Genomic DNA, 8299 nt, shown 5'->3' with positions numbered 1-8299 from the left:
GCCGCAGATGCCGCCCCCCTCCCCGCCGCAGGCATCGCGCAAGCGCGTCTCCGGCCGGCAGAAGCTCACGGCGGTCGCGGTGTGCGCGGCGCTGGCGGCCGGTCTCGGATGGTTCGCCGTGGAGCAGCTGCGGGGGGACGGCGATCCGGGTGCGGGCGGCCGTCCGGGCCGGGGGCCCGTGTCGGAGCCGTACATCAAGACGCACCCGGTCCTGAAGGTGGGCGTCAAGGCCGACCAGCCCGGACTGAGCGAGAAGACCAAGGACGGAAAGTACCGCGGGTACGAGATCGACGTGGCCTACGCCATCGCGCAGGACATGGGCTACAGCCGCGACAAGGTCACCTTCGAGCCGGTGAGCAGCGAGAACCGGAGCACGATACTGCAGAAGGGCGATGTGGATCTGGTCATCGCCACCTACAGCATCACGGACGAACGCAAGCACGCCGAGGCCCCCGACTACAGCGTCGCGTTCGCCGGTCCGTACTACGTGGCGAGCCGGAGCTTCATGGTCCGCAAGAAGGCGAAGGCGGTGTCGATCGACGACACCAGGGTGCTGGAGAAGAAGCAGCTCGAAGTGTGCACGGCGCGGAGTTCGACGTACGAGGCGTGGCTGCCCAAGGCGGGCTACAACATGACGGAGTCGCTGCCGAGCGGCTACGACCGGTGCGTACACGACCTGCTGGACCCGATGTCGCCGGTCTACGCGGTGAGCACGGACGACGTCATCCTCGCCGGCTTCGTCAAGAACGACCCCACCGAGCTGAAGCGGCTGGACAGCGGTCCGGGCGCGGAGGGCTACGGCGTCGCGATGAACCCGGACGAGAAGGGGCTGAAGGGGGAGGTGTGTTCGTCGCTGAAGAAGATCATGACGGACGGTGTCTGGGAGAAGCTGTACGCCGACCACCTCGCCCCGCTGCTGAACAGGGTGAGCCCGCCGAACAAGCCGAAACTGACGGAATGCCCGTCCTGAAACCCTGATCCGCGGGGCTCCGGCTCAGCGGTCGGCCACCCAGGCCGCGTCGGCCGGCGGCCGGCCGGTGGCGAGGATGTGGCGGACGATCCGGAGGGCTTCGTCGAGTGGCACGGTGTCCGTGTCGGGATACTCGTCGGCCTGCCCGTTCGACAGCTCGAACCCGTCGCTCCACTCCTCTGCACCCGGGTCCGCGGCGTGCTCGCCGGGATCGCCCGGATGCTCGATCAGCATCACCATCGCCCGCTCGGTGTTGCTCACGACGTACAGGGTCCGCCCGGACGAACTCTCCAGCAGCGACTCCAGCTTCCCGTCGGCGATCCTCGCCCGAAGCGCCTCCGCCACGGCGTCGGCGGCCACGGCAGCACCGCCACCGGTACCGGCAAAGCTCCACGATTCCGCCATGCTCAGGACGATCCCACACCACGCCGCGCAAAGGCGTCGCGGGGCGTGGTGTGCGGGGCGAGAACGGCCGGGAGGCCGACCCGGCCCGCCCGGTAGCCTCGCGCCATGGGGCTCGACATCACGGTGGTGATCGCCGACTGGTCATGGCTGGGCGAAGTGCCCGCGCGCGAACGGCTGTTGAGGCTGAGGAACGCCTGGTACGCCGAGGAGACCGGCCTGTGGGAGCACGACGCCCCGGTGGTCGAGGGCGACTGGGAGTGGCCGAAGGGGCCGAACGGCGACTGCTTCGCCCTCTACGAGTTCCTGCAGACCCTCGGCTCGTACAAGCCGCATTTCTGGGCCACGCACCACTGGGAACGCGTCCGCGACCACGCCGATCCGCTGCTGCGGGCCGGGCTGGACACCTTTCTGCTCGGGCTGATCTGGGAAGGCATGGACGGCGAGTCGGGGGAGACGGACGCCGGCTTCTTCTCCGGCGAACCGGAGGTCGCCCACGGCCTGCTGGTCGCGTGCTCCCCGGACCGCGTCCGCAGGCTGGCCGCGGTCTGGGAGGACGTGCGGCCACGGCTCGACGGGCTGCGTGAGACCTTCACCGGATACGCCGCCGCCCCCGACGGCAGGGGCGCCGACTTCGACTCGTTCGCCCTCCTGCTGACGGAGTGGGGCCGCGTCCTCGCCGGAGCCGCCGGGCGGGGCTGGGGTGTTGTGGGGCTGAGCGAGTAGGGCCGGGTTCCGCCCGGCGGCCCGCGGGGGCGCCCCACGGTCCAAAACATGTGGAGGCGCACCGCTGCCTGCGGACATGATGACGGCATGAGCGATCACGCACCTCCCGTACAGGCACTGCTCGTTGTCGACGTCCAGGCGGACGCGGTCGAGGGAGACCGGGCGGTGCCCGAGGCGGCGCGGCTGCTGGACCGGACCGCGGATCTGATCGCGCGGGCGCGCAGCGGCGGGGCGCTCGTCGTCCATGTGCAGAACGACGGCCCGCCCGGGGCGGGGGACGAGCCGGGTACGGCCGGGTGGGAGCTCCACCATCGCGTCGATGCCTCGGGCACGGAGGTCGTCGTCCGCAAGACCCGGGACGACGGGTTCCACGGAACGCCCCTGGGCGGCCTGCTGACCGATTCGGGGGTGCGGGCGCTCGCCATCTGCGGGGTGATGTCGGAGATGTGCGTACAGGCGACGGCCCGTACCGCCCTGGAGCTGGGGTACCGGGTCGTCATGCCGCACGACGCCCACGCGACGCACGACATCCCGGCCGCGCCCGGAATCAGCGACCGGATCCCGGCCGCGGCGGTCTCGCGGGTCGCCGAGTGGGCCCTCGGCAGTGACGTCGAAGTCGTCGCGCGCGCCGCGGACGTGGCCTTCACCGCGCTGCCGGTGCGAGCCGCCTGAACCGGCCGACGCGTGCCGTGTTCCGGCGGATCGGACCGGTCGGTGCGGTCCGGGAACCGCGGCGCCCGCTCCTGTCGTCATCACGCCCGCGCCACCATGCGCGGACCCGCACCGAGTGCCGAGCGGGCCGCGCCACACACACGGACCAAGGAGCAGCATGAGCGTTAACGGCAGCACGCGACCCCTCAGCGGCAGCCGAAGAAGCACCGTTTCCTCGCCGCGCCGAGGCTCTCGTGCGACTCTCCTGAACGGCTCGAAGGCAGTGCTGGCCCTCGCACTCGTCCTGGCGGCCGCCACCGCGTGCAGCAAGTCGTCCGACGACGGAACGCACGCGGCGAAGGACTGGAAGGTCGGCGACTGCGCCGGGCCCGACAGCAACAAGAAGGACGCCTACCAGCCGCTGGACTGCGGCGACTCCAAGGCGACGCTCAAGGCGCTGGAGATCAAGGACGGCTCCATGTTCGCCGACTCGATCCAGTGTCCGGCCGGCACGGACGCGATCATCTCGGTGAAGGTCTCCTTCGGTTCGGGTGACGCCAGTGCCGGTATCCCCAGCAAGACCATCTGCGGCCGCAACCTGAAGGGCGACCACCCCGGTGACGCCGGTGCGGGCGGCGGGCAGTTGGTCAAGGGCGACTGCGTGGACGACCAGGCCAAGGAGGTCGCCTGCGGGAGCGGTGGCAGCGGAGTGACCAAGGTGCTCGACCTGACGAAGACCGCCAAGGAGTGCCCGGCCGGCAGCAAGCCCCTGGAGCTCTTCCCGAGCCCCGGCCGCCCCTACGACGCCATCTGCACCGGCAAGGCGTGACGTACGAGGCCTGACGTACAGGACGTGACGGACAGGGCCTGACGCAGACACCACGGCCGGTGGAGCGGATGCTCCACCGGCCGTGGCATGTCCGCGGGAGGGGTTCCCGGCCCGGTGCTGGAACGAGGAGAGGCGGTACCCGGGACAGGCGGCCCCGCCGGGGCGTACACCTGCGTCGGACGTCCCGGCGGGCGACAGGTCAGACGGGCCTTTCGGCGGGCCGGTGGAACAGGGCCGTCCAGAGGAAGGGTTCGCCGAAGAGCGGGGAGTCGGACGGTTCGTCGCGCATCCGGCGGAGCTCGGCCTCCGTCAGGCCGGAGAAGATCCGGCGCAGCGACTCCGGTGCGTAGGCGAGGCCGCCCTGGAGCCCGCCCCTCTCGTAGAAGGCCGCGTCGGGGAGCTCGGAGCCCATGCCGCCCTCACCGGCCGCGAAGCAGGTGAGGCCGAAGCCGCCGCCGGGGGCGAGGACCCGGTCGAGCAGGGCGAGATAGCTGACGCGGCGGTGCGGCGGCAGGTGGTGGAAGCAGCCGGAGTCGTACACGAGGTCGTACGGGCCGGTCAGTTCCGTCGCCGTGAGGTCGAAGACGTCGCCTTGGTGGAACCGGACGTCGACCCCCGCCTCGCGGGCCCGGTCCCCGGCCCAGGCGAGGGCGGACGGCGACAGGTCCACGGCGTCGACCTCGAAGCCCAGCGACGCCAGATGGACGGCGTTGCGGCCCGGCCCGCAGCCGAGTTCCAGGGCGCGGCCCGGCGCGATCAGACCACGCTCCACGTACGAGACGAGGTTCTCGTCCGGCTTCGCCACGAAGAACGGCACGGACCGCTCCCGGTCCGCGTAGAAACCGTCCCACCAGGAGCCCGCCCCGGCCGTCCACCGGTCACCGTCCTGTGCGAACAGACCGTCCATGAGCCTGAGTACGTCATCCGTCGTGCATATGTTCCGGTCCACGTGGACCCCCTTTCCACACGTTCGAATCGTAGATTCGCAGGGCTGCCGGGCCCAGTTGGGCGAAGGCCCGCGAAACCTCCCGGCGGCAGCCTGGCGGGCGGGGCCGGACGGGGCCGACAACCCCGGTCGCACCGGCCCGGATCGGGGGCCGGGGCGCCTGCGCCGAGGCGTGAAGAGGCAGGTCTCGCGCCCCCCGAGGGTTGTTTCTCGGGCAGTTCCGCAGGCGGGGGAGCGCGGGAAGTGATGGAGTCCGGAGTGCGTGGCGGACCCACCACCGACGTGGCGGAGCGGGAAGAGTGGCAGCAGCGGTAAGGACGACGAAGGAGGACCGATGGCGGGTGTCGTGGCGAGCCGGCGGAGGAAGACGGTGCCGCAGCCCATGGAGCTCCTGGGAGCACGGGACCGACTCCTGAGGGCGGGGCGCGAGTTGTTCGGCGCGTACGGGTACGCGCACACCGGGGTCGAGGAGTTGTGCGTCCGAGCGAAGGTGCCCGGCCACGTCTTCCAGCAGGAGTTCCTCTCCCGGGAGGTGCTGCTGATGGCGCTCTACGACGAGGTGGCGACCCACGGGCTGCGCGCGGCCGAGAACGCCCTGATGGCGGAGGGCATGGAGGACTGCCCGACCGCGGAACGGGTCCGGCTGCTCTTCGCCGCCTATGTGAAGGCGGTGACCGAGGACCCGTGCGCGGCCCGGGTCGCCTTCGTCGAGGTGCTCGGGGTGAGCCGGGAGGTGGACAACCACCTCGCCACCTGGCGGGCGATGTGGATCGAGTTCCTGACGTCCGAGGCCGAGCGGGCCGTGCGCCGGGGCGAGGCGGAGCCGAGCGACCACAAGGTGACCGTCACGGTGCTGAACCACGCGGTGGACGAGCTCATGGCCCACCACGGCCGCCGCCCCCGCCAGGTCGACGCCGAGTGGCTGACCGACGAGCTGACCCGGCTCTCGCTGGCCATGATCCTGCCGTCCTGACGCGCCCGCTTGCCGGGACGGCAAATAATGGGCGGATGGACGACGGCGCACAGCACGCGGAACAACCGGACGACGAGATCACGACCGTTCTGACAGGCGTCGGCCCGCGCCTGCGGGCCCTGCGCCAGGAGCGCGGCACGACCCTGGCCCAGCTCAGCGAGACGACCGGGATCTCGCTGAGCACCCTCTCCCGCCTGGAGTCGGGCGGCCGCAAGCCCACCCTCGAACTGCTGCTGCCGCTGGCCAAGGCGTACGGGGTCCAGCTGGACGAGCTGGTCGGCGCCCCGGCCACCGGCGACCCGCGCATCCACTTCCGCCCCTTCGTCCGTGACGGCATGACCTTCGTGCCCCTCACCCGGCACCTCGGCGGGCTGCACGCGTACAAGCAGATCCTGCCCGGCGGCCGTGGGGCGACCGGGCCGCTGGAGCAGCGGGTGCACGAGGGGTACGAGTGGCTGTACGTGCTGGCGGGGCGGTTGCGGCTGCTGCTGGGCGAGCACGATCTGGTGCTCACGGCCGGCGAGGTCGCCGAGTTCGACACCCGTACCCCGCACGCGTGGGCCAGCGCCGGGCCCGAGCCGGTCGAATTCCTCAGCCTGTTCGGGCAGCAGGGCGAGCGGATGCACGTACGGGCCCGGCCCTCCTCGGACCGCTAGGGCCTTTCGCTCGCACCGGGCCGCCAGGTCTTCTCACGGCCGGGGCGTGTACGGGCCGCCCAGCCCCCATGCCTGGTGCATCGCGTCGGCGAACGCCGCCGCCAGCGCGTGCTCGCCGGTCGGGCCGGGGTGGGTGCCGTCGTACGTGTCCTCGTGGATGTCGTACCCCGGCGGGCGGGAGGCCAGCAGGACCGGGGACCTCGGGTCGTCCAGGTCGGCGACAGCCTTCGCCAGGAGCTCGTTGAAGCGGTCGCACTCGGCGGCGAACGGGGCGTCCGACTCGGCCCGGACGTTCGGTATCACGGGCAGCAGGACCATCTTCACGCGCGGGTTCGCGGTGCGTGCCGCCGCGATGAACGCCCTTGCGTTCAGGGCGGTCTGACCGCTGTCCGTGTAGAACCCGAGGTCTATCAGGCCGAGCGAGACGAGCAGCACGTCCGTGCCGTGCGCGGCCACCGCGTCGGCGATCACCGGCGCCATGTGCAGCCAGCCCTCGCCCCAGCCGGCCAGGTGGGTGCGGGCCCCGGCGGGGAAGTCCGGTGCGCCGTACTCGTGACTGACGGGCCCGCCCGCCCCGGTGTCGTACAGCTCGCTGCGCGGTCCGACGATCGCGAACGGAGCACCGAGAGTGGCATCGAGGTGCTGCCACATCCGGTAGCGCCAGGTGAAGTCGCCGGCGCAGCCGATGGTCATGGAATCGCCGACAAACGTGAACCGCATGGCGTCATCATCGCGGATCACTCCCACGGCCTGCGACGTGACGATGGACACTTGTGCCATGCGTTCGTACCTGACTGTGTCCGGAGCCGCCGCGCTCCTCCTGTTCGCCGGGCCGGCTCCGGCCGTGGCCGACGACGGAGCCGACCGGAGCTTCACGATCGAGGACCCCCGGATCACCGAGTCCAGCGGTCTCGCCGCGAGCCGCGCCCACCCCGGCATCTACTGGACGCACAACGACAGCGACGACGGGCCGTACGTCTACGCCGTCGACTCCCGGACCGGGAAGACCGTCGCGACGATCACCATGAAGGGGGTGGGCGAACCCCGCGACGTGGAGGCCATCTCGCTGGGGCCGGACGGCGATCTGTACGTCGGTGACATCGGCGACAACCTGAACGGCAGCTGGGACCACGTCTGGATCTACCGCTTCCCGGAGCCGAAGGAGCTGAAGGACGCGACGGTCCGGGCCACCCAGTTCGACGTGAAGTACGCGGACGGCCCGCGCAACGCCGAGGCGCTGATGGTCCACCCGAAGACCGGACGCGTCTACATCGCCTCGAAGAACGAGGACGGCGGCGGACTGTACGAGGGCCCCGCGAAGCTGACCACCGGTGGCACCAACGTGTTCCGGCGGGTGGGCGAGGTGCCGTGGGTGACGGACGGGGCGTTCTCGCCGGACGGCAAGGAGCTGGTGCTGCGCTCCTACTTCAGCGCCCGCGGCTACGTCTTCGAGAACGGCAGGCTCGGCGCCGACACCGCGGTCCGGGCGCCGATCCAGCGGCAGGCGGAGTCCGTGACGTACACGGCGGACGGCTCGGCGCTGATGTTCGGCTCGGAGGGGGAGCAGAGCGACGTGGAGCGGGTGGACGTGGCGGGCGGCGGGGGCGGAGGGCAGTCGCCGGCCAGGGGCGGCGACTCGTCGGCCTCCTCGGCCGGAGCGGGGAGCGGAGGCACCGGGGACGTGAAGGGGACGACCCTGACCGGGGTGCTCGTCCTCGCCGGGATCGGATTCCTGGTGGTCATGGGGCGGCGGCGGAAGACAAAGTGAGCGCATGATCCTTGAACCCGGCCCCTTCACCACCGCACGGCTGGACGCGCTGCCGCTGCGGGTCGCGTACGCGGACGAGATGGCGGCGGTGCTCGGCGACCCGGCCCTGCACACGTACACCGGGGGCGCCCCGGAGACCGCCGACGGGCTGAGGGCCCGCTACGCACGCCAGACCGCCGGTTCGCCGGATCCCGGGGTGCGGTGGTGGAACTGGGTGCTGCGGGTACGGGCCGAGGGCCGCCTGGCCGGATACGTCCAGGCGACGGTGGACGTGCCGGGTGCGGCGGCGGAGATCGCCTGGGTGGTCGGGACGCGGTGGCAGGGGCGGGGGTACGCGAAGGAGGCCGCGGAGGGGCTGGTGGCACACCTGCTGGCGGG

At 71.7% G+C, this 8299-nt stretch carries 11 protein-coding genes; 8 read left to right on the top strand and 3 right to left on the bottom strand.

The genetic code is table 11. The features are described 5' to 3' along the window. The coding region (locus AADR41_RS39900; protein WP_342287184.1) for a transporter substrate-binding domain-containing protein at positions 1-970 on the top strand (970 nt) is incomplete at its 5' end. A 24-nt stretch (positions 971-994) separates the two neighbouring features. On the opposite strand, the gene AADR41_RS39895 is transcribed toward AADR41_RS39900, so the two are convergent. After that, the gene (locus tag AADR41_RS39895; RefSeq protein ID WP_342287183.1) at positions 995-1375 is read right to left on the bottom strand and encodes a hypothetical protein; all 381 of its coding nucleotides are present in this window, start codon (positions 1373-1375) and stop codon (positions 995-997) included. 105 nt (positions 1376-1480) lie between these two features. Here AADR41_RS39895 and AADR41_RS39890 point away from each other — a divergent pair, with 105 nt between their 5' ends. The 3 genes from AADR41_RS39890 to AADR41_RS39880 all read left to right on the top strand — a co-directional run bounded on the left by AADR41_RS39890 (position 1481) and on the right by AADR41_RS39880 (position 3578). Further along, a complete protein-coding gene (locus tag AADR41_RS39890; protein ID WP_342287182.1) occupies positions 1481-2098 on the top strand; it encodes a hypothetical protein in 618 nt (205 codons plus the stop codon). An 87-nt stretch (positions 2099-2185) separates the two neighbouring features. After that, entirely contained in the window at positions 2186-2770 is a 585-nt protein-coding gene (locus tag AADR41_RS39885; RefSeq protein WP_342287181.1) for a cysteine hydrolase family protein, read from the top strand. Positions 2771-2927: 157 nt separating this feature from the next. Next, positions 2928-3578: an LppU/SCO3897 family protein gene (locus AADR41_RS39880; RefSeq protein WP_342287179.1), complete on the top strand. Its 651-nt coding sequence runs from the start codon at positions 2928-2930 to the stop codon at positions 3576-3578. A 199-nt stretch (positions 3579-3777) separates the two neighbouring features. On the opposite strand, the gene AADR41_RS39875 is transcribed toward AADR41_RS39880, so the two are convergent. Next, a complete protein-coding gene (locus AADR41_RS39875) occupies positions 3778-4527 on the bottom strand; it encodes a class I SAM-dependent methyltransferase (RefSeq protein WP_342287177.1) in 750 nt (249 codons plus the stop codon). Positions 4528-4858: 331 nt separating this feature from the next. Here AADR41_RS39875 and AADR41_RS39870 point away from each other — a divergent pair, with 331 nt between their 5' ends. Both AADR41_RS39870 and AADR41_RS39865 read left to right on the top strand, forming a co-directional pair. Beyond that, the gene (locus tag AADR41_RS39870) at positions 4859-5497 is read left to right on the top strand and encodes a TetR/AcrR family transcriptional regulator (protein WP_446751194.1); all 639 of its coding nucleotides are present in this window, start codon (positions 4859-4861) and stop codon (positions 5495-5497) included. Between the two features lie 35 nt (positions 5498-5532). Further along, positions 5533-6153, top strand: coding sequence for a helix-turn-helix domain-containing protein (locus tag AADR41_RS39865; protein ID WP_342287176.1), 621 nt, complete (start codon positions 5533-5535; stop codon positions 6151-6153). Between the two features lie 33 nt (positions 6154-6186). On the opposite strand, the gene AADR41_RS39860 is transcribed toward AADR41_RS39865, so the two are convergent. After that, positions 6187-6873 carry a GDSL-type esterase/lipase family protein gene (locus tag AADR41_RS39860; protein ID WP_342287175.1) on the bottom strand — a complete coding sequence of 229 codons (687 nt, stop codon included), beginning with the start codon at positions 6871-6873 and terminating at the stop codon, positions 6187-6189. 58 nt (positions 6874-6931) lie between these two features. Here AADR41_RS39860 and AADR41_RS39855 point away from each other — a divergent pair, with 58 nt between their 5' ends. After that, positions 6932-7921 (top strand): WD40 repeat domain-containing protein, encoded by a 990-nt coding sequence (locus tag AADR41_RS39855; protein WP_342287173.1) that lies wholly within the window; start codon positions 6932-6934, stop codon positions 7919-7921. Positions 7922-7925: 4 nt separating this feature from the next. Continuing rightward, on the top strand, positions 7926-8299 hold a 374-nt coding region (locus AADR41_RS39850; protein ID WP_342287171.1), incomplete at its 3' end, for a GNAT family N-acetyltransferase.

Origin of the sequence: Streptomyces sp. CLV115 (assembly GCF_038448545.1) — a bacterium.
Taxonomy (GTDB): domain Bacteria; phylum Actinomycetota; class Actinomycetes; order Streptomycetales; family Streptomycetaceae; genus Streptomyces; species Streptomyces sanglieri.
Note: the sequence above shows the minus strand (reverse complement) of the source record. Positions and strands in the feature narration are given on the sequence as shown.